Origin of the sequence: Kitasatospora sp. YST-16 (genome assembly GCF_026802215.1) — a bacterium.
Lineage (GTDB): Bacteria > Actinomycetota > Actinomycetes > Streptomycetales > Streptomycetaceae > Kitasatospora > Kitasatospora cineracea.
Window position 1 is genome coordinate 5,941,050 of the sequence record NZ_CP113837.1, and the last position, 24,044, is coordinate 5,965,093.

Annotated in this window: 20 protein-coding genes and 1 pseudogene; 12 read left to right on the top strand and 9 right to left on the bottom strand. The window is 74.9% G+C overall.

The genetic code is table 11. The features are described from left to right. Positions 1-165 precede the first annotated feature (165 nt). The 6 genes from OU787_RS26880 (at position 166) to OU787_RS26905 (ending at position 9,219) form a co-directional block, all read left to right on the top strand. A complete protein-coding gene (locus OU787_RS26880) occupies positions 166-2,355 on the top strand; it encodes an MMPL family transporter (protein WP_030458667.1) in 2,190 nt (729 codons plus the stop codon). Between the two features lie 106 nt (positions 2,356-2,461). Next, positions 2,462-3,682 carry a sensor histidine kinase gene (locus OU787_RS26885; protein ID WP_442788655.1) on the top strand — a complete coding sequence of 407 codons (1,221 nt, stop codon included), beginning with the start codon at positions 2,462-2,464 and terminating at the stop codon, positions 3,680-3,682. A gap of 56 nt (positions 3,683-3,738) precedes the next feature. After that, positions 3,739-4,410, top strand: coding sequence for a response regulator (locus OU787_RS26890; protein ID WP_030458665.1), 672 nt, complete (start codon positions 3,739-3,741; stop codon positions 4,408-4,410). 309 nt (positions 4,411-4,719) lie between these two features. Then, positions 4,720-5,100 carry a hypothetical protein gene (locus OU787_RS26895; protein WP_030458664.1) on the top strand — a complete coding sequence of 127 codons (381 nt, stop codon included), beginning with the start codon at positions 4,720-4,722 and terminating at the stop codon, positions 5,098-5,100. 123 nt (positions 5,101-5,223) lie between these two features. Then, the gene (locus OU787_RS26900; protein WP_268660867.1) at positions 5,224-7,980 is read left to right on the top strand and encodes a SpoIIE family protein phosphatase/ATP-binding protein; all 2,757 of its coding nucleotides are present in this window, start codon (positions 5,224-5,226) and stop codon (positions 7,978-7,980) included. Between the two features lie 99 nt (positions 7,981-8,079). Then, on the top strand, positions 8,080-9,219 hold the full coding sequence (locus OU787_RS26905; protein ID WP_268660868.1) for an ABC transporter substrate-binding protein: 1,140 nt from the start codon (positions 8,080-8,082) through the stop codon (positions 9,217-9,219). Positions 9,220-9,262: 43 nt separating this feature from the next. Here the strand turns inward: OU787_RS26905 and OU787_RS26910 are convergent, their stop codons facing one another. The 5 genes and pseudogenes from OU787_RS26910 to OU787_RS26930 form a co-directional block, all read right to left on the bottom strand. Next, a complete protein-coding gene (locus tag OU787_RS26910; protein WP_268660869.1) occupies positions 9,263-9,919 on the bottom strand; it encodes a response regulator transcription factor in 657 nt (218 codons plus the stop codon). Further along, complete coding sequence (locus OU787_RS26915; protein ID WP_268660870.1) at positions 9,904-11,238, bottom strand: sensor histidine kinase; 1,335 nt, start codon at positions 11,236-11,238, stop codon at positions 9,904-9,906. Before OU787_RS26915 ends, OU787_RS26910 begins: the two co-directional genes overlap by 16 nt. A 5-nt stretch (positions 11,239-11,243) precedes the next feature. Next, a complete protein-coding gene (locus OU787_RS26920; protein WP_268660871.1) occupies positions 11,244-11,630 on the bottom strand; it encodes a hypothetical protein in 387 nt (128 codons plus the stop codon). Between the two features lie 135 nt (positions 11,631-11,765). Beyond that, positions 11,766-13,196: a Re/Si-specific NAD(P)(+) transhydrogenase subunit beta gene (gene pntB / locus OU787_RS26925; RefSeq protein ID WP_268660872.1), complete on the bottom strand. Its 1,431-nt coding sequence runs from the start codon at positions 13,194-13,196 to the stop codon at positions 11,766-11,768. Between the two features lie 6 nt (positions 13,197-13,202). After that, a pseudogene (locus tag OU787_RS26930) lies at positions 13,203-14,755 on the bottom strand (Re/Si-specific NAD(P)(+) transhydrogenase subunit alpha). A gap of 240 nt (positions 14,756-14,995) precedes the next feature. Here OU787_RS26930 and OU787_RS26935 point away from each other — a divergent pair. Further along, complete coding sequence (locus OU787_RS26935) at positions 14,996-15,196, top strand: hypothetical protein (RefSeq protein WP_268660873.1); 201 nt, start codon at positions 14,996-14,998, stop codon at positions 15,194-15,196. 150 nt (positions 15,197-15,346) lie between these two features. Here OU787_RS26935 and OU787_RS26940 read toward each other — a convergent pair whose 3' ends face one another. Beyond that, positions 15,347-16,396 carry an alpha/beta hydrolase family protein gene (locus OU787_RS26940; protein WP_268660874.1) on the bottom strand — a complete coding sequence of 350 codons (1,050 nt, stop codon included), beginning with the start codon at positions 16,394-16,396 and terminating at the stop codon, positions 15,347-15,349. Positions 16,397-16,465: 69 nt separating this feature from the next. Here OU787_RS26940 and OU787_RS26945 point away from each other — a divergent pair, with 69 nt between their 5' ends. The 4 genes from OU787_RS26945 to OU787_RS26960 all read left to right on the top strand — a co-directional run bounded on the left by OU787_RS26945 (position 16,466) and on the right by OU787_RS26960 (position 19,824). Further along, positions 16,466-17,269, top strand: a complete 804-nt coding sequence (locus tag OU787_RS26945) for a HEAT repeat domain-containing protein (RefSeq protein ID WP_268660875.1) — start codon at positions 16,466-16,468, stop codon at positions 17,267-17,269. Between the two features lie 216 nt (positions 17,270-17,485). Beyond that, on the top strand, positions 17,486-18,106 hold the full coding sequence (locus tag OU787_RS26950) for a dihydrofolate reductase family protein (protein ID WP_268660876.1): 621 nt from the start codon (positions 17,486-17,488) through the stop codon (positions 18,104-18,106). Between the two features lie 401 nt (positions 18,107-18,507). Continuing rightward, positions 18,508-19,167: a DUF4232 domain-containing protein gene (locus OU787_RS26955; RefSeq protein ID WP_268660877.1), complete on the top strand. Its 660-nt coding sequence runs from the start codon at positions 18,508-18,510 to the stop codon at positions 19,165-19,167. Positions 19,168-19,413: 246 nt separating this feature from the next. Further along, a complete protein-coding gene (locus tag OU787_RS26960; RefSeq protein WP_030458651.1) occupies positions 19,414-19,824 on the top strand; it encodes a cold-shock protein in 411 nt (136 codons plus the stop codon). 64 nt (positions 19,825-19,888) lie between these two features. Here OU787_RS26960 and OU787_RS26965 read toward each other — a convergent pair whose 3' ends face one another. Then, the gene (locus OU787_RS26965; protein WP_268660878.1) at positions 19,889-20,833 is read right to left on the bottom strand and encodes a helix-turn-helix domain-containing protein; all 945 of its coding nucleotides are present in this window, start codon (positions 20,831-20,833) and stop codon (positions 19,889-19,891) included. 148 nt (positions 20,834-20,981) lie between these two features. Between OU787_RS26965 and OU787_RS26970 the strand changes: the two genes are divergently transcribed. Next, a complete protein-coding gene (locus OU787_RS26970) occupies positions 20,982-22,406 on the top strand; it encodes an MFS transporter (protein WP_268660879.1) in 1,425 nt (474 codons plus the stop codon). A gap of 198 nt (positions 22,407-22,604) precedes the next feature. Here OU787_RS26970 and hemC read toward each other — a convergent pair whose 3' ends face one another. Together hemC and OU787_RS26980 are read right to left on the bottom strand one after the other, a co-directional pair. Further along, positions 22,605-23,576: a hydroxymethylbilane synthase gene (gene hemC, locus OU787_RS26975; protein WP_268660880.1), complete on the bottom strand. Its 972-nt coding sequence runs from the start codon at positions 23,574-23,576 to the stop codon at positions 22,605-22,607. Further along, entirely contained in the window at positions 23,527-24,042 is a 516-nt protein-coding gene (locus tag OU787_RS26980; RefSeq protein WP_268660881.1) for an NUDIX domain-containing protein, read from the bottom strand. Before OU787_RS26980 ends, hemC begins: the two co-directional genes overlap by 50 nt. Positions 24,043-24,044: the final 2 nt, after the last annotated feature.

Below are 24,044 nucleotides of genomic sequence, written 5' to 3' on the forward strand. Positions count from 1 at the left end.
CGCGGAGCGGCCCGGACCGGTCCCCGGACGTCCGCGGGTGCGGTAGGGGGCGGGGGCGGGTACCGCGGGTGCGGTACGGCGGGTGTCTGCGGGCGGGGGACGACGGCGGGCGGGCTCGCGGCGGAGGGTGGAGGAGACCGGAGAAGGCCGAATCCTGGAGCGCGCATGTCCGTTCTCGCCCGCTGGTGCCATCGGCACCGGCTCGTCACCGTGCTGCTGTGGCTCGGCCTGCTGGTGGGGCTCGGTGCGGCCTCCGGCGCCGTCGGGACGAAGTACAGCGACAGCATGGCGATGCCCGCCACCGAGTCCAGCCGGGCGCTGGAACTGCTGAAGGAGCAGATGCCCGCCGCGGCCGGTGACACCGACACCGTGGTGTGGCACACCGCGACCGGTACGGTGAACGACCCCGCGGTCAAGGAGCGGATGACCGCCGCGCTGGACACCATCGCGCACAGCCCGTCCGTCGCCTCGGTGTCCGGCCCGTACACCGAGCGCGGCGCCCAGCAGATCAGCGCCGACGGCACCACCGCGTACGCGCAGGTGGTCTTCACCGGCGACGCGCGGGCCGTCCCCAAGGCCGACGTCCAGCACGTGATCGACCTGGCGAAGCAGGCCCGCACCGACGGCCTGGACGTCCAACTGGGCGGGCAGGCCGTGCAGAACACCGAGACCGAGATGGGCGGCCTCAGCGAGATCATCGGCATCGTTGCCGCGCTGGTCGTGATGACCTTGGTGTTCCGCTCCGCCTGGGCCGCCGCGCTGCCGATCCTGACCGCCGTCGCGGGCGTCGGCACCGGCGTGATCGGCACCGGGCTGCTCAGCCACGGCATGAGCATCGCCTCGGTCGCGCCCACCCTGGGCGTGCTGGTGGGCCTCGGCGTCGGCATCGACTACGCGCTGTTCATCGTCAACCGGCACCGCAAGGGCCTGATGGCGGGCCTGAGCGTCCAGGAGGCGTCCGCGAAGGCGCTGAACACCTCCGGCCGGGCGGTGCTGTTCGCCGGTCTGACCGTGGTGATCGCGCTGCTCGGCATGCTGATCCTGGGCATGGGCTTCCTGAACGGCATGGCGATCTCCGCCGCGCTCACCGTCGCGCTGACCGTGCTGGCCGCGATCACCCTGCTGCCCGCGCTGCTCGGCATGCTGGGCCTGCGGGTGCTCTCCCGCGCCCAGCGCCGCCGGCTGGCCGCGCAGGGCCCCGGCGAGGAGCACACCACCGGGTTCTGGCCGCGCTGGGCCGCCAGGGTGCAGGCCCGGCCCACCGGCAAGGCGCTGGTCGCGCTGGTGCTGATGCTCGCCGTGTCGTTGCCGGTGCTGTCGCTGCGCCTGGGCAGCTCGGACGCGGGCAACAACCCGAAGACCACCACCTCCCGGCAGGCGTACGACCTGATGGCGAAGGGCTTCGGCCCCGGCTCCAACGGCCCGCTGCTGCTGGTCGCCGAGGCCCCCGGGCCGGCCGACAAGGCCGCGCTCACCGCCCTGGTCACCGAGCTGAAGGGCCTGGACGGCGTCGCCCGGGTCGCCGCCGCGCCGATGCAGGACGGGCAGCGGGTCGGCATCGTCCAGGTGGTGCCCACCACCTCCCCGCAGTCCGCGAAGACCTCCGACCTGATCACCGAGCTGCGCGAGCACACCGTCCCGGACGCCGAGGCCGGCACCGGCCTGCGGGTGCACGTCGGCGGCGCCACCGCGACCGCCGCGGACTTCGCGGACGTGCTGATCGGCAAGCTGCCGGTGTTCATCGCGATCATCGTCGGCCTGGGCTGCCTGCTGATGATGGTGGCCTTCCGCAGCCTGCTGGTGCCGCTGATCGGCGTGGTGATGAACCTGCTGACCATGGGCGTGGCGTTCGGCGCGATCGTCGCGGTCTTCCAGTGGGGCTGGGGCTCCGAGGCGCTCGGCGCGGGCGCGGCCGGGCCGGTCGAGGCGTTCGCCCCCGTGATGATCATCGCCATCCTGTTCGGCCTCTCGATGGACTACCAGGTCTTCCTGATCAGCCGGATGCACGAGGAGTGGACCCACACCCGCGACAACCACCGCGCCGTCCGGGTCGGCCACGGCGAGACCGGCCAGGTCATCACCGCCGCCGCCGTCATCATGGCCTGCGTGTTCGCCGCCTTCCTGTTCGGCGGCCAGCGCATGATCGCCGAGTTCGGGCTCGGCCTGGCCCTGGCCGTCCTGCTCGACGTGCTGGTGCTGCGGATGGTGCTCGTCCCGGCGCTGATGCACCGCTTCGGCGCCGCGAACTGGTGGCTGCCCGGCTGGCTGGACCGCCTGCTGCCGCACGTCTCGGTCGAGGGCGAGCCCGACCCGGCCCCCGTCCGGGAACCCGAACTCGCGGACGCCCGCCGCTGACCCTCCCCTGCCCCTCCCCGCAGCGGGGCCCGGCCGGTCACCGACCCCGGCCGGGCCCGCTGCGCGCCACGGAACTGCGTACGGTGAAGGAGTGCGAATGACGGAGATGCTCAGGCGGTGGTGCGGCGGACGTCCGCGGCGCGTCGACGTGGCGGTGGCGCTGGCCTGCTTCCTGATCGCCGCGCCCGTCACGGCCGCCACCGCCTACCACCGCGGCGCCTCGGTCACCGCGTACCTGCTGTTCCTGCTCGGCTCCTGCCTGCCGCTGCTGGTGCGCAGCCGGTGGCCGGTGCCGGTGGCCGCGGCCACCGTCGTGGTCGGCGTGGCCGAACTGGTGCTGATCCCGTTCACGCCCGGGCCGCGCCCGGAGACGCTAGGGATCTCCATGTTCGCCGTCGGCGTCGCCCTGTACGCCGTCGCCACCCGCACCGACCGGCGCACCGCCTGGCGCACCGGCTGCTGCGCCGCCGCCGCGCTCACCCTCACCGCGCTGATCGTCCGCCCCGGCCTGGAGGAGCTCCCGCAGAACCTCGGCCTGATCGCCTGGCCCTGCCTGTCCGTGGCGATCGGCGACGCCGTCCGCAGCCGCCGCGAACTGCTCGCCTCCGCCGTCGAACGGGCCGAACGCGCCGAACGCACCCGCGAGGAGGAGGCCCGCCGCCGGGTCACCGAGGAGCGGATGCGGATCGCCCGCGAGCTGCACGACGTCGTCGCCCACCACATCACCCTGGTCAACGCCCAGGCGGGCGTCGCCCACCACCTGATGCGCACCGACCCCGAGCACGCCTACCAGGCCCTGGAGCGCATCCGCGACACCAGCCGCGCCGCCCTCGACGAACTGCGCGCCACCGTCGGCCTGTTGCGCCACAGCGGCGACCAGGCCGCGCCGCGTGAACCCGCCCCCGGCCTGGCCGGGCTCGACGACCTGCTCGACGCCTTCCGGCACTCCGGCCTGGACGTCGCCGTGGAACGCGCCGGAGAGCCCGACGGGCTTCCGCCGATCACCGACCTGACGGCCTACCGGATCATCCAGGAGGCCCTCACCAACACCCACAAGCACGCCGGTCCCGCCACCGCCAAGGTCCGCCTCGACTTCGCCCCCGGCCTGCTGCAGGTCACCGTCGAGGACGACGGCCGCGGCGCGCAGGGCGCGCAGGACGGGGGAGGGGCGGGCGACGGCACCGGGCACGGCATGATCGGCATGCACGAGCGCGCCCGCGCCGCCGGCGGCACCCTCACCGCGGGCCCCCGCCCCCGCCACGGCTTCCGCGTCCACGCCGCCCTGCCGCTGCCCACGGGCGGCGGCCGCAAGAGCTGCGGGGCGTGACCGGCCGCCGCCGCCCGTCACCGTCCACCACCGTCCGCTGGAGAGAGGACCCACCGATGACCGTCCGCGTCCTGCTCGCCGACGACCAGGCGCTGCTGCGCGGCACCTTCCGGCTGCTGATCGACTCCGCCCCCGACCTGGAGGTGGTCGGCGAGGCCGGCACCGGCCGGGAGGCCGTCGCGCTGGCCCGCAGCCTGCGCGCCGACCTGGTCCTGATGGACATCCGGATGCCCGACCTGGACGGCCTCGCCGCGACCGCGCTGATCACCGCCGACGAGGACCTGGCCGGCGTCAAGGTCCTGGTCCTGACCACCTTCGAGAACGACGAGTACGTCGCCGAGGCGCTGCGCGCCGGGGCCAGCGGCTTCCTCGGCAAGGGCATCGACCCGGCCGAACTGCTGGACGCCATCCGGCTCGTGGCGGCCGGCGACGCGCTGCTCTCCCCGGCCGCCACCAAGGCCCTGATCGGCCGCTTCCTCGCCCAGCCCGACCCGGGCCGGCGCGCCGCGCTGCCCCGGCTGGACGTGCTCACCGCCCGCGAGCAGGAGGTGGTCGCGCTGGTCGCGGCCGGCCTGTCCAACGACGACATCGCCGAGCGGCTGTTCGTCACCCCGCTCACCGCCAAGACCCACGTCAACCGCGCCATGACCAAGCTCGGCGCCCGCGACCGGGCCCAACTCGTGGTCATCGCCTACGAGACCGGCCTGGTCCGGCCGGGCGGTTCCTGACCGCCGCCACCCGACGGCACCGCCGCCACCCGACGGCACCGCCGCCGCCGGACGTCACAAGCCGGTATCGCCCCTTTTCTCCCCCTTGACGCGGATGCTCCCGCAGGAGTCGGATACGTGGCACCGCGTCCGGACGCGTCAGGCCCGATGCCTCCGGACGCCCGCTGCCGGTCCCGCCGGGTGAGGCCCTCCCGCCCGGCCGGCCGTCGGAGCCCGAGGTGGCCGCCTCTCCGGCCCGCCGCCCACGCCCCACCCGGGCCGCACGCCCGACCCGCGGCCCCCGCCCGGACCTCCCGGAGGCGAGCAGCCATGAACGCCAGGACCCGCCCGACCGCCAGCCGCCCCACCGCCATCTACCTGCGCTGCCACCCGCACGACGCCGGCCTCCTGCTGGACTTCTGGGGCGTGCTCAGCCGCTACGCCCTGGACGCCGGGCTGGGCGAGGCCACCGTGTTCATGGACAACGGCCGCGACCCGCACGACCCGCTGACCGCCCTGGACGCCCTGCTGGCCGCCGCCGCGGCCGGACGCGTCTCGGCCGTGGTGATCCCCGGCCCGTTCGTCTTCTCGCCCGACGACGAGCAGGCCCGCGCCACCGCGCTCCGCTTCGAGGCGGCGGGCTGCGCCGTCCACGAGCTCTCCTCCCGGCCCCTCCTCCCCGCTGCCCGGGTGCCCGGTCACCCTCGGTGAATTTTCTTGCCAGATGCTCACCGAGCGGGATTAATGGGGTGTATGAGGCCGAAGTCGGTCACGTCGCAGGACCGGCCGTCCCGCCCGCCGGGCCGGAGGGCCTCGCGCAGCTTCGCCCGGGAGATGTTCCTCCTGCAGCTGCTGCTGGTGCTGCTGCTGATCGTCGGAGCGCTGGCGGCCGTCGTGCTGCAGACCGGCCGGGAGACCACCGCCGACGCCCGGCACCGCTCGATCGCCGCCGCCCAGGCGTTCGCGCACGCCCCGGGGCTGCCGCAGGCCCTGGAGGGCCCCGACCCGACCGCGACGCTGCAGCCGCTGGCCGAGGAGGCCAGGAAGGCGGCCGGCGTCGACGCCCTCATCGTGTACAGGCTCGACGGCATCACCCTCACCCACAGCGACCCGTCGCAGATCGGCAAGCACGTCATCGGCCCGTACGCCCAGGCCGCCGAGGGCCACGCCTTCACCCGGACCTTCCGGGGAGCGCTGGGCCCCTCGGTGATCTCGGCCGTGCCGGTCGAGGACGCCGCGGGCAAGGTGGTCGGCATCGTGTCGGCCCCGGTCACGGTCGAGTCGGTGCAGCACGCGGTCGACCGGCAGCTGCCCGTGTTCCTGGCCGTCGCCGGCGTCGCGGTCGCGCTGGCCGCGGGCTGCACGGCCCTGATCAGCCGCCGCCTGCGCCGCCAGACCCACGGCCTGGGACCGGACGGGATGACCCGCATGTACGAGCACCACGACGCCGTCCTGCACGCGGTCCGCGAGGGCGTGCTGATCATCGGGGGCGACGGCCGCCTGCTGCTGGCCAACGACGAGGCCCGGCGCCTGCTCGGCCTGCGGGCGGAGGCGGAGGGGCGCCGCGTCCGCGACCTGGGCCTCGACCCCCGCACCGCCGAACTGCTGGACTCGGACCGGATCGCCAACGACGAGGTGCACCAGGCCGGGGACCGGCTGCTGGCCCTGAACAAGCGGTCCACCACGCCCTTCGGCGTGCACCGCGCCAACGTGGTCACCCTGCGCGACACCACCGAGCTGCAGGCCCTGACCGGGCGGGTCGAGGTGGCCAGGGAGCGGCTGCGGCTGCTCTACGACGCCGGGATGCGGATCGGTTCGACGCTGGACGTCACCCGCACCGCCGAGGAACTGGCGCAGGTCGCCGTCCCGGGGTTCGCCGACGTCGTCACCGTCGAGCTGCGCGACCCGGTGCTGCACGGGGAGGAGGTGGACGGGAACGCCTCCGGACTGCGCCGCACGGCCGTCGCCGGCCTCACCGAGGACCACCCGCTGTACCCAGTCGGCCGCCTGATCCACTTCGTGGACAGCACGCCGATGGCGGCCGGCATCGGCAGCGGGCGGTCCGTGCTGGAGCCGGACCTCGCCGCCTCCGACGGCTGGCGCGCCCAGGACCCCGAGCGCGCCGGGCGGATCCTCGACTCCGGCCTGCACTCCCTGGTGGTGGTGCCCCTGCAGGCCCGCGGAACGGTCCTGGGCCTGGTGAACTTCTGGCGGGCCGGCGACTCCCCGCCCTTCGACCGGGAGGACCTCTCCTTCGCCGAGGAGGTCGCCGGCCGGGCCGCCGCGTGCATCGACAACGCCCGGCGCTACACCCGCGAGCACACCATGGCGGTGACCCTGCAGCGCAGCCTGATGCCCCGGGCCCTGCCGGAGCAGGACGAGCTGGAGGTGGCCCACCGCTACCTGCCCGCGCCGGCCGGCGCGGGCGGCGACTGGTTCGACGTCATCCCGCTGCCCGGCGCCCGGGTCGCCCTGGTGGTCGGCGACGTGGTCGGCCACGGCCTGCACGCCGCGGCCACCATGGGCCGCCTGCGCGTCGCCGTCCACAACTTCTCCGCCCTCGACCTGCCGCCGGACGAACTCCTCGGCCACCTGGACGAGTTGGTCGCCCGGATCGACGTCCAGGACGAGGGGGACCTCCCGGACGGCGACCCCCCGGACGATCCCGACACCCCGGACCGCCCCGACGCCCCGGACGGTCCCGGTTCCGCGCCCGGCGGCGCCGACGACGTCCCCGCGATCACCGGCGCCACCTGCCTGTACGTGATCTACGACGCCGTCTCCGGGCAGGTCACCGCGGCGACCGCGGGCCACCCCCCGCCGGCCGTGGTGCACCCCGACGGGAAGGTCGTCTTCCTGCGCCCGCCGGTCTCCCCGCCCCTGGGCCTGGGCGCCGGCCTGCCTGTGGAGACCGCCTCCGTGACGGTGCCCGAGGGCTCCCGGCTGGTGCTCTACACCGACGGGCTGCTGGGCAGCCGCACCCGCGACCTGGACACCGCGCTGGAGTCCCTGGGCCGCGCCGTCAGCGGGCCGGACCGGTCGCCGGAGGAGGTCTGCGCCGCCGTGCTGGACGGTCTGCCACCGGGCCGGCAGGAGGACGACATCGCCCTCCTGGTCGCCCGGACCAGGCTGCTCGACCAGGAGCGGGTGGCCGAGTGGGAGGTGCCGAGCGACCCCGCGGCGGTGGGCCCGGTCCGCAACGCCTGCGCCCGCAAGCTCGCGGAGTGGGGCCTGGACGAGGTCTCCTTCGGCAGCGAGCTCATCCTCAGCGAGCTGATCACCAACGCCGTCCGCTACGGCAAGGAGCCGATCAGGGTCCGGCTGCTGCACACCCGCACCCTGATCTGCGAGGTCTCCGACGGGAGCAGCACCGCCCCGCACATCCGCCGGGCCAAGGACACCGACGAGGGCGGCCGCGGCCTCTTCCTGGTCGCCCGGTACGCCCGGCACTGGGGGACCCGCTACTCGGCCCGCGGCAAGACCATCTGGTCCTCGCAGGCGCTCGACGGCAGCGGAGCCCCGGGCGAGGAGGCGCTGGGGGAGGCGCTGCTCGGCGAGTGGGACGACGACGGGTGGGACGCCGACGAGTAGGATGAACTCAGCGTCACCGCGAACGGGATTCCGGCACGGAACGTGACGACCCGGGCCCGCCCGGCGGCCGACCGCCCGCTTGCGCACCGTGGAGGCACCATGGCCGTTGTCCGCCGCAGCCGGGCCGCCCTGTTCGCCGCCTGCCTGGTCGTCGCCGCCGCCGGACTGGGCGCCTGCGGGCAGCGGGACGTCGGCCCCGTCCCCGCGGCGCGGGCCGGCTCGGCCCTGGCGGTGGGCGGGATGGACGAACTGATCCGGCAGGCGAAGGCCGAGGGCCAGCTCAACACGACCACCCTGCTGCCGCACTGGGCGAACTACGGCGGACTGATGGACGGCTTCTCGAAGAAGTACGGGATCAAGGTCGTCAACGACAACCCCGAGGGCTCCAGCCAGCAGGAGATCGACGACATGAAGCGCTACCGCGGCCAGAGCCGGGCGCCCGACGTCCTCGACCTCGGCGACTCCTTCGCCCAGTCCGCCGCGGACCAGGGGCTGCTGGCCCCGTACCGCACCGCGAGCTACGACCGGATCCCGGGCTTCCAGAAGGACCACAAGGCCCGCTGGTACAACAGCTACGGCGGCTTCGTCGCCATCGGCTGCGACGCGAAGCGGGTGAAGAACTGCCCGGAGTCCTTCGCCGAACTGCTCGACCCGCAGTACAAGGGCATGGTCGCGCTCACCGGCGAGCCCACCAGCGCCGGGTCGGCCTTCGCCGCCGTGTACGCGGTCGCCCTCGCCAACGGCGGCTCGTTCGGCGACATCCGGCCGGGCATCGACTTCTTCGCCGAGCTCAACCGGATCGGCAACTTCAACCACGCCAACTCCAGCGTGGGCGCGATCGCCGCCGGCCAGACCCCGATCAGCGTGGAGTGGGACTTCCTCAACCTCCAGCACGTCGACGGGCTCCGGGCCGCGGGCGTGGACTGGAAGGTGTCCATCCCCTTCGACGGCAGCTTCGCCCAGTACTACGCGCAGGCCATCAACAAGGACGCCCCGCACCCGGCCGCGGCCCGCCTGTGGGAGGAGTACCTGATCTCCGACGAGGGCCAGAACCTGCGGCTCGTGGACTACGCGCGCCCCGTCCTGATGGACGTCATGGCCCACGAGGGCACCCTGGACCGCGCCCTCGCCGACCGGCTCCCGACGGTCGAGGGCACCACGTCCTTCCCCACCCAGCAGGAGCTGGTCACCGCCCTCGCCGTGGTCAAGGCCGACTGGCCCGCCGCCGTCCCGAAGTGACCCGCCCGGGCCCGGAGGCCGGTCCGGCGGCGCCCGACCGCCGCTACGCGGCGCGGCCGGCGTCCAGGTAGGCGAGGACGGCCCGGACCCGGCGGTTGGTGTCCTCGTCGCCGACCAGTCCGAGCTTGCCGAAGATCGCGGTGGTGTACTTGCCGACCGAGCCCTCGGAGAGGAACAGCCGGGCGGCGATCGCCGCGTTGGACAGGCCCTCGGCCATCAGCGCCAGCACCGAGCGCTCCCGCTCGGTGAGGGCGGCCAGCGGGTCGGCGCGCAGCGGGCGGCCCAGCAGCTTGGCGACCACGGTCGGGTCCAGCGCGGTGCCGCCGTCGGCGACCCGCTGGACGGCGTCCATGAACTGCCCGGCGTCCAGCACCCGGTCCTTGAGCTGGTAGCCGATGCCGCCGTGCCCGTCGGCGAGCAGCTCGCGGGCGTACAGCTGCTCGACGTGCTGGGAGAGGATCAGCACCGGCAGCCCCGGCACCGCCCGGCGGGCGGCCAGCGCGGCCTGCAGGCCCTCGTCGGAGAAGGCCGGCGGCAGCCGGACGTCGACCACCGCGACGTCCGGCCGGTGCTCCAGCAGCGCCGCCAGGGCGGCCGGGCCGTTGTCGACGGCCGCGACCACGGTGTGGCCGAACGCCTCGACCAGGCGCACCATCCCGTCCCGGAGCAGGAACAGGTCCTCGGCTACGACAACTCGCACGGCACCGCCACAGTGATCCGAGTGGGTCCCCCGACGGGGCTGTCGACGTCGAGCCGGCCGCCGAAGGCCGCCGCCCGGCGCTCCAGGCCGCTCAGCCCCGAGCCGGGCGCGGCGGCCGCCCCGCCGACCCCGTCGTCGCTGACGGTAGCAGTCAGCGTCCGCCCCTCGTAGTGGAGTTCGACCAGGACGCGGGTGGCGCGGGCGTGCTTGGCGGCGTTGGTCAGCAGCTCGGCGACGGCGAAGTAGAGCGCCGCCTCGACCGGCCGCTCCGGCCGGGCCGGCACCCGGCTGACCACCTCGGCCTCCACCGCGGCGTCCAGGGCCAGCGCCCGGACGGCGTCGACCAGGCCGCGCTCGACCAGCACCGGCGGGTTGATGCCGCGCACCAGCGCGCGCAGTTCGTCCAGCGCGCCCGCGGAGGCGGACCGGGCCTCGGCGAGCAGCCGCTTGGCGGCCGCCGGGTCGCGGTCCACCAGGTGCTCGGCGGCGCCCATCGACATGCCCAGCGCGACCAGCCGGGCCTGCGCGCCGTCGTGCAGGCCGCGCTCGATCCGCTCCAGCTCGGCGGCCTGGGTCTGCGTCAGGTCGGCCCGGATCGCCTCCAGTTCGGCCACCCGCCAGCCCAGCCGGGTGGACGCCACCGGTCCCAGCAGGCGGCGCCCGACCGGGCCGAGCGCCCGCCAGCCGAACGGCGCGGCCGCCGCCCCCGCCGCCACCAGCAGCAGCCCGTACCCGGGGTGAGCGGCCGTCAGCAGCGCGCCGAGCAGCAGCGCGAGCAGCGGCAGCGCGGCGGCGGGCAGCACCGTGACGGCCGCGCCCAGCAGCCACACCCCGTCCCAGTGCAGTTGCGGGTCGTGGTACCGGGCGTGCACCGCGGCCCGGCGGCGGGCCTCCCGCTCGGAGCGGTGGTACTCGTGCCCGTCCCACCAGAAACCGGTCGCCATCCGGACCACCGGCCTGGTCCTGCGGTACGCCACCGCCAGTTCCAGGCCCAGCCAGCGGGCCGCGCGGCGGCGGGCCGCCCCGGCCAGCGGGCGGCTGGTGAACGGGTGCACCGTCCACAGCGCCACCCCCGTCCACAGCAGCACCAGCAGCGTCTCCCCGCCCACCGCCAGCGCCCGCAGCGGCAGCGCCGCCGTCATCCCCGCCGACCAGGAGTACGCCAGCGAGCCGCCCGCCCACGCCACCGGCCCGGCCACCAGCACCGGCAGGCAGGTCAGCGCGGTCAGCACCGCGCACCGCCACAGCCCCACCACGATCCGGCCCGGCACCCCGTTCGCCACCGTCCCCGCCCCCTCCGTCGCGGTCGATCCTCCCACCGCGCTCACCTCCCGCGGCGGGTCAGCACGGCGACCGGCACCAGCGCCAGTACCGACAGCCCCTGCAGCACCGCGTACCAGGCCGGGCACAGCCCCGGCAGCAGGTCGACCCCGACCACCGCGAACGGCAGCACCGTCGACATCTTCCGCAACCGCTCCCGGGCCCGCCCGTCCCCGCCCCGGGCCCGCGCCACGTACCGGCGCAGCAGCACCACCAGCAGGAGCAGCACCGCCCCGCGCACCCACATGAAGGGCGTGGTCGGCAGCCCGGCCACCGCCACCGCGGCGACCGTCCCCAGCACCACCGCCCCGACCGCCCCGAACAGGTCCACCCACATCCGCACGGTGCCGAACACGTCCCCGCTACGGCTCCCGCCCCCACTGACCGCCATGACTCCGGACTCCTCCGCTGGTGCCGTCCTGCTGACACCCCCGACGCTACGGAGCGGCCGCCCGGCCCGACATGCGCCTGCCCCCACTCCCGGGTGGGCCTGGCCCCACCTCCGGGGTGGGGCCAGGGGCCGGGGTCAGGCGAGGGCCGGGTCGGGGGCGTCGAGGGACTGGAGGATCTGGTCGACGCTCTGCTTGGCGTCGCCGAAGAGCATGTCGGTGTTGTCGCGGAAGAAGAGCGGGTTCTGGACGCCCGCGTAGCCGGAGGCCATCGAGCGCTTGAAGACGATGACGCGTTCGGCCTCCCAGACCTTGAGGACGGGCATGCCGGCGATCGGGCTGGCCGGGTCGTCGAGGGCGGCGGGGTTGACGGTGTCGTTGGCGCCGATGACCAGGACGACGGAGGTGTCGGCGAAGTCGTCGTTGATCTCGTCCATCTCCAGGACGATGTCGTAGGGGACCTTGGCCTCGGCGAGCAGCACGTTCATGTGGCCGGGCAGGCGGCCGGCCACCGGGTGGACGCCGAAGCGGACCTCGACGCCGCGCTCGCGCAGGCGGCGGGTGAGGTCGGCGACGGGGTGCTGGGCCTGGGCGACGGCCATGCCGTAGCCGGGGGTGATGATGACGGACTTGGCGGCGGCGAGGAGTTCGGCGGCCTCCCGGGCCCGGATCTCGTGGTGCTCGCCCTGTTCGGCGTCGCCGCTCGCGGGCGCCTCGATGCCGAAGCCGCCCGCGATGACGGACAGGAACGAGCGGTTCATCGCCTTGCACATGATGTACGAGAGGTAGGCGCCGGAGGAGCCGACCAGCGCGCCGGTGACGATCAGCAGGTTGTTGTCGAGCAGGAAGCCCGCGGCGGCCGCCGCCCAGCCCGAGTAGCTGTTGAGCATGGAGACCACCACCGGCATGTCGCCGCCGCCGATCGAGGCGACCAGGTGCCAGCCGAGCAGCAGGGCCAGCACGGTGACGGCGACCATCAGGCCGAGGCCGGGGGAGGCGGTGAACCAGGCGGTCAGCGCGGCGAACGCGCCGAGCGCGCCCAGGTTGAGGGCGTTCTTGCCGGGCAGCACGAGCGGGCGGGAGGCGATCTTGGCAGAGAGCTTCAGGTAGGCGACGACCGAGCCGGTGAAGGTGACCGCGCCGATGAAGATGCCGATGAACACCTCGGCGTGGTGGATGGTCAGCAGGTCGGCGGCGACGGCGCTCTGGGCGGCACCGTGCCGCTCCACCTCCAGGTAGCTGTTCCAGCCGACCAGGACGGCGGCCAGGCCGACGAAGCTGTGCAGGACGGCGATCAGCTCCGGCATCTGGGTCATCTCGACCCGGCGGGCCCGCCACAGGCCGATCGCGGCGCCCAGTGCCATGGCGAGCAGGATCAGCGCGACGGCGCCCGCGCTGATCGAGCGGGAGGCGACCACGACGGTGGCGGCCAGCGCCAGGGCCATGCCGGCGATGCCGTAGGCGACGCCGGCCCGGGAGGTGCGGTGCTGGGAGAGTCCGGCCAGGCTGAGGATGAACAGCAGGGCGGCGACCAGGTCCGCGGCGTGCGCGGCGGTGAGGGACGTCATCTCGGCTCAGCCTTTCGAGAACATGCTCAGCATGCGGCGGGTGACGGCGAAACCGCCGAAGATGTTGACGCTGGTCAGCAGGATCGCCACGAAGGACAGCACGGTGACCAGGACGCCGCCGTGCCCGATCTGCAGCAGCGCGCCGATCACCACGATCCCGGAGATCGCGTTGGTCACCGACATCAGCGGCGTGTGCAGGGCGTGGTGGACCTTCCCGATCACGTAGTAGCCGATCACCACGGCCAGCGCGAACACCGTGAAGTTCTCGGCGAGTTGGGCCGGGGCGAAGGCGATCAGCAGGAACAGCGCGAGCATTCCGGCGCCGATCAGGCCGGTCCGGACGGCCGGGGTGAGCCGGGCGGGCTCCGGCGCGGGCGCCGGGGCCGGGGCCGGGGAGCGGCGGGCGCCGCGGAGACGGCGACCGGCGGGGGCGGCCAGGTGGTCGCGCCGTCGCGGACCACCGTCACGGCGCGCTGCACCACGTCCTCGAAGTCGATCGTCAACCGCCCGTCCTTGCCGGGGGTGAGCAGCTTCAGCAGGTTGACCAGGTTGGTGCCGAACAGCTGGGAGGCCTGCGCGGGCAGCCGGGACGCCAGGTCGGTGTAGCCGATCAGGGTCACGCCGTTGTCGGTGACGACGGTGCGGCCCGCCACCGTGCCCGCCACGTTGCCGCCCTGCGCGGCCGCCATGTCGACCACCACGCTGCCGGGCTTCATCGCCGCCACGTCCTCGGCGGTCAGCAGCTTCGGCGCGGGCCGGCCGGGGATCAGCGCGGTGGTGACCACGATGTCCACGTCCGCGGCCTGGGCCCGGTACAGCGCGGCCGCGGCCCGGTCGTAGTCCGCCGAGGTGGCCTTCGCGTACCCGTCGGCGCTCGCCTCCTGGGCCGCCTCCACGGCCAGGTACTCGCCGCCCAACGACCGTACCTGGTCCGCGACTTCGGGCCTCGGGTCGGTGGCCCGGACGATCGCGCCGAGGCTGGACGCGGCGCCGATCGCGGCCAGCCCGGCCACGCCCGCGCCCGCCACCAGCACCTTCGCCGGCGGCACCTTGCCCGCCGCGGTGACCTGCCCGGTGAAGAACCGGCCGAAGGCGTGCGCCGCCTCGATCACCGCCCGGTACCCGGCGATGTTGGCCATCGAGCTGAGCACGTCCATCGACTGCGCCCGGGAGATCCGCGGCACCGCGTCCAGCGACAGCGCCGTCACCCCGCGGCCGGCCAGCGCCGCCAGCAGCTCGGGGTGCTGCGCGGGCGCCAACAGGCCCACCAGCACGGCCCCTTCGCGCAGCCGCCCGACCTCGGCCGTCGACGGCGCGTTCACCTTCAGTACCACCTCGGCCGCCCAGGCGTCCCCGACGGCGGCCCCCGCCGCCTCGTACGCCGCGTCGTCGAACCCGGACGCCGCACCGGCCCCCGACTCGACGACCACGCCGTACCCCAGGGCCAGCAGCCCGCGCACCGTCGCCGGGGTCGCCGCGACCCGGGTCTCCCCGGGCACGGACTCGGCGACCACGCCGACCTGTTGGGGCGGGCGGACGGAGGAGTCGTATCCAGACATCGCTCGTTCTCTCTCGTCGGAGGAGGTGGTGCCGGACGGGTTCCGCGATCGAAGGGGACTCATGCCCCTGGTCGCAGGAACCTAGACTCCCGACCCCCTCCGGCAGAACCGTGCGAACGGTGAAATGTGTCACCACAACTCCCACCGACCGGACTACACCGCCGGTCGGACTGCACCGCCGGCCGCCGGGACCGCCGCGCACCTGACCCGCCGTCAGTGCGCCCTGCCACGCTGACTCCCATGACCGACACCCGAACGAACCCGACCCCGCCGCGCGCCGACTGGGGGACCACCTTCCTGGGCGGCCAGCCGATCCCGGTGCACTGCGGCCGCCTCGCCTACGACATCGACCTCGGCGAGTGGGAGTGCGCCTGGTGCGACGACCGCGTCCACGTGCGGAACGTCCCCGGCTGGCCGCACCCGGTCCGGAGCGGGCAGTGAACGGCGGCCGGCCGCACCCGGTCCGGGGCGGGCGGTGAACGGCGGCCGGCCGGGGCGGGCCCCGGCCCGGCGGTGACCGCCGACCGGAGCCGGATCCATCGCGGGCGGAGTCCGGCCGCCCCGGCAGCGGCGGCGGCAGCAGCAGCCCGCTCAGCCGGACTGCGGGCCGCCGCCCAGCACCTCCGCCACCGACCCCACCACGTCCCGCAGGAACCCCGGGTCGAACGGCCCGTACGTGCGCAGCCCCGCCGCCGAGCGGGGCGACAGCAGGTGCCCCAGGCCCGGATGGACCGTCAGCCGCGACCGCAGCCCGTACGCCGTCGCCGCCCGGTGCAGCAGGTGCGCCTGTCGGGGCGGCGTCGTCCAGTCCTCGGCGCCCACGTGCACCGCGACCCGGCCGCGCAGCCCGGCCAGCCGGCGGTACGGGGCGGGCTGGGCGTACCAGTCCCGCCAGAACGAGGCGGGGGCCGAGTCGTCGGCGCCGTCCAGCGCCCCGCGCTCCCACGCGTCGTACTCCCAGGTCAGCTCGGCGTGCAGCACCTCGGGGTCGACGCGGGACCCGAGGCGCTCCGGCAGGTCGAACTCCTCCCACCAGCCGCTGCGCCCCGGCACGTCGCGCCGCGCGGCGGCCAGGTCGACGGTGCCGTCCGGGCCGGTGAAGCCGCCGGCCAGCAGCCACTCCAGCCGCCGGTCCAGGCCCAGGTGGCGCTGGAGCACCGGGCGGGCCTCGGAGCACGGCGCGACCAGCACCGCCAGGGTCTCGCCGCCCAGCCGTTCGGCCGCGGCCAGCGCGACGTCCGTCCCCATCGACACGCCCAGCAGCACCACCCGCCCGCCGTCCACCCCGGGGTGCGCCCGCAGCAGTTCCACCGCCCGGACCGCGTCGTCCACCAGGCCGGTGAAGGTGAACCGGGGCGAGCCCGCCCCGCCGCGGCGGTCCTCGGTGACGAACCTGGTGTCGAACGAGGCCGCCGCGTACCCGGCCCCGGCCAGCGCCGCCCCCAGGTCGGCGAACAGCCGCACCGGTCCGTTCCCCGACACCTCGGCGGGCAGCGAGGCGTCCCGGTCCCACGCCCCGAACGGCTGCAGCAGCAGCACCACGGGTGCCCCCGCCGCCGCTCCGTCCGGTAGGCGCAGCACTACCTCACGTCCGTCCTCCAGCGACAACCCGCGCTCCAACGACAGCCCGTCCCCGCTCATGCCCGCTCCCCGTCCGTGCGCCGAAAAAGTCCGAGCCCGGAAGGCTACCGGCTCGTAGCATGCTCGGTCATGGCGATGTTCGTGCACCTGACCTCGGCGGCCGGCGCGGCGCGCATCCGGCGTTCCGGGATCCGGGCGGACAGCCGGGGGCCGGGCGGGGAGCGCGGGGTGTACTGCTTCCCGGTGCTGCCCTCGTACACGCTGACGCACCAGTGGCTGCGCGAACTGGCGCGGCGCGGCACCCGGGGCGGGATGGTGGCCGTGCAGGTGCGGTTGGACGACGGGCAGCCGGTGCTGGCCGGGCACTATGCGGGGCGGCGGCGGGACGGCCACCGGCCGGTGTCGGCCGTGGAGGCGGTGCGGCTGATCGCCGGGCGGGACGATCCGCAGGGCTGGGAGGTGTTCGTGCCGCGGGCGGTGCGGCCCGGCGAGGTGCACCGGATCCGCAGCGCCCCGCAGGTCACCGGCTGGCGCTACTGGCCGGGCTCGCACGGCACCCGCCCCTGCACCTGCTTCGGCTGCCGGGTGCGCGGCGAGTACGGCGGGCGCCGGCTGCGTGAGCGGCTGCCGCACCCGCTGGACGGGCCGCCGCCGCCCGTCCCGGTGCTGCTCGGCCGGATCGCGGCGGCCGGGGACCCGGGCGACCCGCGGGCGCTGCTCGACGCGCTGCACTGGTTCGGGACGCGCCGCCGCGGCCCGGTCCCGGCGCTGGCCCCGCTGGCCGCCCACCCCGATCCCCGGGTCCGCCGGGAGCTGGTGTGGGCGGTCGCCCGCTGGTCCACTCCCGGCACCGCCGACCTGCTCGACGCCCTCGCGGCCGACCCGGACCCCGGGGTGCGGGAGGCGGTCGAGGACGTCCGCGCAGCGGACTGAACCGGACCGGCCCGGGCGGTGGCGGGCGCCGGGGCGTGCGCGGACCGGTCTGCGGGCCGGAGGATCGGAGTGCGGGGCACCGGGGCGCGGAGGATTCGCGGGCGCGGAGGATCCGTGGACACGGAGGATTCGCGGGCGGGGGAGCGATGAGTTCGCCCGTCCCGGTCCGTCTGCACTCATGACCGGACCACCGACCCACTTCCCCGGGAGTACGCCATGGGCTTCGTCCACATCGAACTGTTCACCACCCTCGACCTGGTCGGGCAGGCGCCCGGCGGACCCGAGGAGGACCCGACGGGCTTCGCCTTCGGCGGCTGGCAGGCCCCGCTGATCGACGACGTCTCCGGCGCGCAGGTCGACGCCGCCTACGAGGGCACCGACGCGCTGCTGCTCGGCCGCCGCACCTACGACATCTTCGCCGCCTACTGGCCGCAGGCCGGGGACAACCCCTTCGCGGAGCGCTTCAACCGCATCCCGAAGTACGTCGCCTCCCGCGGCAAGCCCGAGCTGACCTGGGCCGGGTCCGAGCTGCTCGGGCCGGACCTGCCCGCCGCGGTGCGCGAACTGCGCGAGCGGCACCAGCAGGTGACGGTGGTCGGCAGCCTCGACCTGGTGCAGACCCTGCTGCGGGAGAAGCTCTACGACCGCCTCGACCTGTGGGTCCACCCGATCGTCCTGGGCACCGGCAAGAAGGTCTTCGACGGGGGAGCCGTCCCCACCAACGTCACCCTGCTCGAACCGCCCGCCGCCAGCCCCCGCGGCACCGTCCTGCTGCGCTACGGCCTCGCCGAGGGCATCCCCGCCACCGGTGACATGAGCGCCCCCCGCGAGGACTGAAGCCCCTCCGGGGCGGACCGTCCCTTCCGGGGGAGGGCGCCGTAGCTCCTGCCCGGCCCCGATCCGACGACCCGACGACCTGACGACCCGACGACCCGATGGCCTGAGGGCCCGATGACCTGGCGTCAGCTGTTCCGAAGTCAACTGTTCCAGGGTCAAGTGCCTTCCGGTCACGGGTCCGTACCGGCGGGCGCAGCGGGGCCGGAGGGGGTGCGGGGCGGGGCTCGGGATGGGATCGGCGCAGGTCAGGGGGGTGGCGCCGACCGGCGTGGTGGGGGTTCGCGGGCGGGTGTGTCACAGCACTGTCCTGGTGGCGGCGCGGGCGCAACGGTTCGGGACGGCGGGGGGTCCTGAGCTGTGTAGACCAGCCGGTACCACCGCCCCACCCAGAGGAGACCGCCATGCGCGTCCGCAAGCTCGCCTTCGCCACCCTGACCGTCGCGGCCGCCCTCACGCTCACGGCCTGCCAGGACGACGGCACGGACACCGGTACGCAGGCCGCCCCGACCACCTCGGCCGCCTCCACCCCCGCCCCGGTCGCACCCGTCGCCACCCCGAGCGCGGGCCAGAGCAAGGGCGGCACGCCGAAGGGCGGTACGACGTCGACCGGCGCGGCGACGGGCGGCACGGCGGCCGGGAAGGCCGCCAAGTGCCTGACCGCGGACCTGACCGTCACCGCCGCGGACCACACCATCACCGGCGACGCCAAGAACACCGTGGTGGTCGAACTGAAGAACCACAGCGGCAAGGACTGCACGATCTCCGGGTACGCGGGCGTCGACCTGCAGGCCCGGGAGGGCACGCTGTCCGCGCAGCGCTCCGGCGAGCCGGTCGTGTCGACGGTCCTGAAGGCCGGCAAGTCGACGTACTTCGGCATCAGCTACCCGCCCAACAACACGGGCGGCACCGGCGTCCGGATCACCGGCCTGGTCGTGACCCCGCCGGACGAGACCCACTCGGTCACCCTGCCCTGGCCGGGCGCCGGTTCGCTGCCCGCCGGAGACGGCAGCGGCGACCCGGTGGAGATCGGCCCGGTGGGCAGCGCCGGACAGGGCGAGTGACGACCGCTGCCGCGCCGCGGCGACCGCACGGGGTGCTGCCACCACCACCGTCATCGCACGCGCACCGGTGAAGCACGCGCACCGGTGAAGGTGGCACCCGCGCGGGGTGCTGCCCCGGCGGCCGGGCGGTGACACCGCGCTTGCCGGCTTCCGAACGGCGGGTTCGCCTTGCCCGCGCGGACAGGGCTATTCTCGGGCCCAGGTTGCGGGCAAGGGGCCCGGAAGGTGTTTTTTTTGGGGGTTGGCATGGTTGCCGGTCGCGTGGTGCGGTTCGACAGTTCGCGGGGTTACGGGTTCATCGCTCCGGACAAGGGCGGGGAGGACGTGTTCCTGCACGTCAACGACCTGCTGATCCCGGAGTCCTACATTCGCACGGGCCTGGCGGTGGTCTTCGAGATCGAGGACGGCGACCGCGGTCCCAAGGCCTCCTCGGTCCAGCTCGCCCCGGGCGCGGAACTGAACGCCCCGGCCGGCCCGTCCGCCGACCGCGTAGTGCGCACCGCCGTGGACGACGACGAGCAGCTCGCCGCCGACGACTACCTCGACGACGTCACCGAGGCCCTCCTCGAGTCGGCCCCCTCGCTGACCGGCACCCAGATCCTCCAGGTCCGCTCGGCCATGCTGCAGCTCGCCAAGAGCCACGGCTGGATCGGCTGACCCTCCCGCCGCACCGCAGACGGCGGCCGCCCCACCCGGGGAACGGCCGCCGTCGCGGTTTCCGCTACTCCCGGCCGACCGGGATTTCTGCCGCCCGCTCCGTCCCGAGCGTCCCTGCGCCGAGCGTTCCCGTCTCGAATGTCCCCGTCCCGAGCGTCCCCGTCCCGAGCGTCCCCGTGAGCAGGGCGAGGGCGGCGGCGGACGGGCTGTCGGGGGCGGCGCTGTACAGCAGGAGGCGGTGGGTGGTGCCGTCGGAGAGCGGGAGGCTCTCGAACTGGAGCTCCAGCGGGCCGACCAGCGGGTGCCGGAAGGACTTGCTGCCGACGGCGCAGTCGCGGACCGGGTGGCGGGCCCACATCGCGGCGAACTCCGGGCTCTGGATGGTGAGTTGGCCGACCAGCTGGGCGAGTCGGCGGTCCTCGGGGTAGCGGCCGACGGCGAGCCGGAGCGCGGCGACGGCGGTCCTGGCGTCCTCCTCCCAGCGGGCGTGCAGTTCGCGGGTGTGCGGGTCGAGGAAGAGCAGCCTGGTCAGGTTGGGGCGGTCGGCGGGCCGGTCGGGGGCGGTCGGGTCGAGGTGGCCGGCCAGCAGGGCGTGGCCGAGGGCGTTCCAGGCCAGTACGTCGTTGCCGCGGTCCAGCACCGCGGCGGGTACCTGCGGCATCGCGTCGATCAGCTGCCTGGTCGCGGGCCGGGCCTTGGCGGGCCGGTGCTGCGGAGCGCGGCCGGGGCGGGCGGGGCGGGCCAGGTCGTAGAGGTGGGCGCGTTCGTCGCCGGTCAGCCGCAGGGCGCGGGCGAGGGCGTCGAGGACGCCGTCGGAGGCGTTGGCGCTGTGGCCCTGTTCGAGCCGGGTGTAGTAGGTGGCGCTGACCCCGGCGAGCAGGGCGAGCTCCTCGCGGCGCAGCCCGGGCACCCGCCGGCGCCCCGGGTACGGGGTGAGCCCCGCGTCCTCGGGGCGCAGTTGGGCGCGCCGGGTGCGCAGGAACTCGCCGAGTGCGGTCGTGGTCTCCATGCCCTCCAGTCTGCCCGGGCGGGGCGCCGGTGTGACCGCCGCCGGGTATCCCTGCCGGTGCTACCTTCCGCAGGGGTCTGGGTGGGCCGTCCGGGCCGGTGCAGGCTCCTTCTCGTCACCGCAGAACCCGACGAGAGGGAGGCCCGCCATGGCGACGGCCGAAGCGACGAAGCCCCAACCATCCACCACTGCAACGAAACTGACGAAGCGTCAGCGGATCGTCCTGCTGGTCCTGCTGGTCGCCCAGTTCATGCTGGCGGTGGACTTCTCGATCCTGAACGTGGCACTGCCCGCGATCGGCGCGGGCCTCGGCTTCCCGCTGGGCGAACTGCAGTGGATCGGGACGGCGTTCGCGCTGTCCGCGGCCGGGTTCACGCTGCTGTTCGGGCGGGTCGCCGACCTGTTCGGCCGGCGGCGGCTGTTCCTGGTCGGCCTGGCCGTGCTGGGGGTGTCCTCGCTGGTGGGCGGCCTGGCCACCGGCCCCGGGGTGCTGATCGCGGCCCGGGTCGCGCAGGGCCTGGCCACGGCGGCGGTCACCCCGGCGGGGCTGGCGCTGCTGACCACCTCGTTCCCGGAGGGGCCGCTGCGCGAGCGGGCGCTGGGCCTGAACGGGGCGCTGATGTCGGCGGGGTTCACCGCGGGCGCGGTCCTCGGCGGGGTGCTCACCGACCTGCTGTCCTGGCGCTGGGCGTTCTTCGTCAACGTGCCGGTGGCGCTCGGGGTGCTGCTGGCCGCCCCGGGGGTGATCCGGGAGAGCCGCCCGGACGTCCGCCCGAAGCTGGACCTGCCCGGCGCGCTCTCCGTCACCCTGGGCCTGCTCGCCCTGGTCTACGGCCTGACCCGGGCCGGGCTGGCCGGCTGGGCCGACCCGCTCGCGCTGGGCGCGCTGGCCCTGGGCGCCGTGCTGCTGCTGGTGTTCGGGGCGGTGGAGCGGCGGGCGGCGGCGCCGCTGGTGCCGCTGTCGGTGCTGCGGCGGCGCAGCGTGGTGTGGGGCAACCTGGCCGGGCTGATCGCCTTCCTGACCGAGACTTCGCTGGTCTTCCTGCTGACCCTCTACCTGCAGGAGGTGCTGGACTTCTCGGCCCTCGCGGCGGGCCTGTCCTTCGGCGTCCTGGGCCTGGGCACCGTGCTCGGCGGCGCCACCGCCGCCCGGCTGATCGCCGCCACCGGCACCCGCGCCACCCTGGTGACCGGCGGCCTGGTGCAGGCCGCGGCGACCGCCGCCCTGCTGCTGCTCGGCCAGGGCCACTCCTCGCTGGGGCTGCTGCTGGTGGCGACCTTCGTCGGCGGCGTCGGCAACATGTTCGTGATCGTCGGCTTCATGGTCACCGCGACCTCCGGCCTGCCCGACCGCGAGCAGGGCCTGGCCACCGGCCTGGCCACCATGACCCAGCAGATCGGCATCACCATGGGCACCCCGGTGATGAGCGCGATCGTGGCCGCCCGGGCCGGCGCCCACCCGTCCGCCCCGGCGGTACTGGACGGCGTCGCGCTCGCCGTCCTGGTCAACGCGGCCCTGGTACTGGTGGGCGTCCTCGCCACCGGCTTCCTGCGCCGCCGCACCGACTCCTGAACTCCGTTCCGGGCCAACGGAGTTCAGGAGGAGAGGCGGGCGAACTCCCAGGGGTCGTGCGCACTGACCACGGCGACCCGGTCGCCGTGGTCCTCGATCGTGGGCCGGGGCTCCTTCGTCGTTCCGCGGGAAGCGGCCCGGGAACGGCTGAGGCCCCGTCCGCTCCTGTTCGTGCGGACGGGGCCGGTGTGCCGTTGTTCAGTGCGGGATACCGGCGATGATCTCGCGTGCGCCCTGGCGGAGGAGTTCGGCGGCGACGCGGGCTCCGAGGGTGGCGGGGTCCTGGCGGTGTTCGTTCCACATCATCGCGTTGGCGAACTTGCTGCCCTCGCGGTCGAACACCATGCCGCGCAGCGACAGTTGCCCGTCCGGTTCGGTGGTGCAGTACCCGGCGATGGGGCTGTTGCAGTGGCCGCGCAGGTTGTGCAGCAGCACGCGCTCCGCGGTCACCTCCCGCTGTGTCCTCGGGTGGTTGATCTTCTCCAGCAGTGCCGCCGTGGCGTGGTCCTCCTGTCGGCACTCCAGCCCGAGCACGCCCGCGCCGACGGCGGGCAGCATCTCGTCCATGTCGAGCACGTAGCCGGGCCGGTCGATGCCGAGTCGGGCGAGTCCGGCCGCCGCGAGGATCATGCCGTCCGCGTGGACGTCGATCTTCTTCACGCCGTCCAGCTTCTCCAACCGGCTGCCGACCGCGCCGCGCACCCGCACCACCTTGAGATCGGGGCGGGCCCGCAGGATCTGCGCCTTGCGACGGACGGCCGACGACAGGACGACCGCGCCCGGCGGCAGGTCGGCCAGCGTGCGGTATCCGGACCCCTCGGGGAACAGCAGCACGTCCCGCACGTCCGGCCGCTCCAGGTACGCCGCGAAGACCAGACCCTTGGGCAGCGGCACGTCGCCGGGCACGTCCTTCACGCAGTGCACGGCCATGTCCACCGCGCCCGCTTGCAGCATGGCGTCGATCTGCTTGGTGTACAGCCCCTTGCCGCCGAGCTGCGCCAAGTCGCCCTGCCACAAGTCCGCTTCGGTCGTCACCGGCACCACCTCGGGCGCCAGGTCGGGGACGTGCTCCCGCAGGGCCGCGATCACCATGTCCACCTGCGCGAGGGCGAGCGGCGAACTACGGGTGCCGATCCGCAGCGTCCTGGCGGGGTACTCGGCCGTCGTCATGGCGGGCCGTCCTTTCGGGTCGGGTCTCTTGATAGGTAACGCTTCCGGGCCACTGGAGAGGCGCCCGGATCCGAGCGGCGACCGCAGGGTGCAGCAGCCGGCGGGCCTCGTCCCGGTCGGCCCAGCGCCACGCCGCCAACTCCCGCCGCTCCAGCGCGATGCGGTCGGTGTCGGCCGCGCTGAGCATCGGCCCGGACCACAGGAACACCACCCGGTCCCGGGCACCCCCGCGGCGGGCCTGCGCCCACTCGACGCCGAACAGGTCGTCGGGCAGCAGGTCGAGCGCCAGGCCGAGTTCCTCGCGCACCTCACGACGGGCGGCATCCAGCGGTGACTCGCCCAACGCGACCACACCGCCCGGCAGATGCCACGTCCCGACCCCGGCCGCCTGCACGATCAGCAGACGCGACGCGGGGTCGGTGCACAGCACGTAGGACGTGATCGGGTGCCCGGGTGCGGGAGCCATCC

Coding starts and splice junctions, on each gene's coding strand:
- OU787_RS26880 (WP_030458667.1), top strand. CDS start 166: ATGTCCGTTCTCGCCCGCTGGTGCCATCGGCACCGGCTCGTCACCGTG.
- OU787_RS26885 (WP_442788655.1), top strand. CDS start 2,462: ATGCTCAGGCGGTGGTGCGGCGGACGTCCGCGGCGCGTCGACGTGGCG.
- OU787_RS26890 (WP_030458665.1), top strand. CDS start 3,739: ATGACCGTCCGCGTCCTGCTCGCCGACGACCAGGCGCTGCTGCGCGGC.
- OU787_RS26895 (WP_030458664.1), top strand. CDS start 4,720: ATGAACGCCAGGACCCGCCCGACCGCCAGCCGCCCCACCGCCATCTAC.
- OU787_RS26900 (WP_268660867.1), top strand. CDS start 5,224: ATGTTCCTCCTGCAGCTGCTGCTGGTGCTGCTGCTGATCGTCGGAGCG.
- OU787_RS26905 (WP_268660868.1), top strand. CDS start 8,080: ATGGCCGTTGTCCGCCGCAGCCGGGCCGCCCTGTTCGCCGCCTGCCTG.
- OU787_RS26920 (WP_268660871.1), bottom strand. CDS start 11,630: ATGGCGGTCAGTGGGGGCGGGAGCCGTAGCGGGGACGTGTTCGGCACC.
- pntB (WP_268660872.1), bottom strand. CDS start 13,196: ATGACGTCCCTCACCGCCGCGCACGCCGCGGACCTGGTCGCCGCCCTG.
- OU787_RS26935 (WP_268660873.1), top strand. CDS start 14,996: ATGACCGACACCCGAACGAACCCGACCCCGCCGCGCGCCGACTGGGGG.
- OU787_RS26940 (WP_268660874.1), bottom strand. CDS start 16,396: ATGAGCGGGGACGGGCTGTCGTTGGAGCGCGGGTTGTCGCTGGAGGAC.
- OU787_RS26945 (WP_268660875.1), top strand. CDS start 16,466: ATGGCGATGTTCGTGCACCTGACCTCGGCGGCCGGCGCGGCGCGCATC.
- OU787_RS26950 (WP_268660876.1), top strand. CDS start 17,486: ATGGGCTTCGTCCACATCGAACTGTTCACCACCCTCGACCTGGTCGGG.
- OU787_RS26955 (WP_268660877.1), top strand. CDS start 18,508: ATGCGCGTCCGCAAGCTCGCCTTCGCCACCCTGACCGTCGCGGCCGCC.
- OU787_RS26960 (WP_030458651.1), top strand. CDS start 19,414: ATGGTTGCCGGTCGCGTGGTGCGGTTCGACAGTTCGCGGGGTTACGGG.
- OU787_RS26965 (WP_268660878.1), bottom strand. CDS start 20,833: ATGGAGACCACGACCGCACTCGGCGAGTTCCTGCGCACCCGGCGCGCC.
- OU787_RS26970 (WP_268660879.1), top strand. CDS start 20,982: ATGGCGACGGCCGAAGCGACGAAGCCCCAACCATCCACCACTGCAACG.
- hemC (WP_268660880.1), bottom strand. CDS start 23,576: ATGACGACGGCCGAGTACCCCGCCAGGACGCTGCGGATCGGCACCCGT.
- OU787_RS26980 (WP_268660881.1), bottom strand. CDS start 24,042: ATGGCTCCCGCACCCGGGCACCCGATCACGTCCTACGTGCTGTGCACC.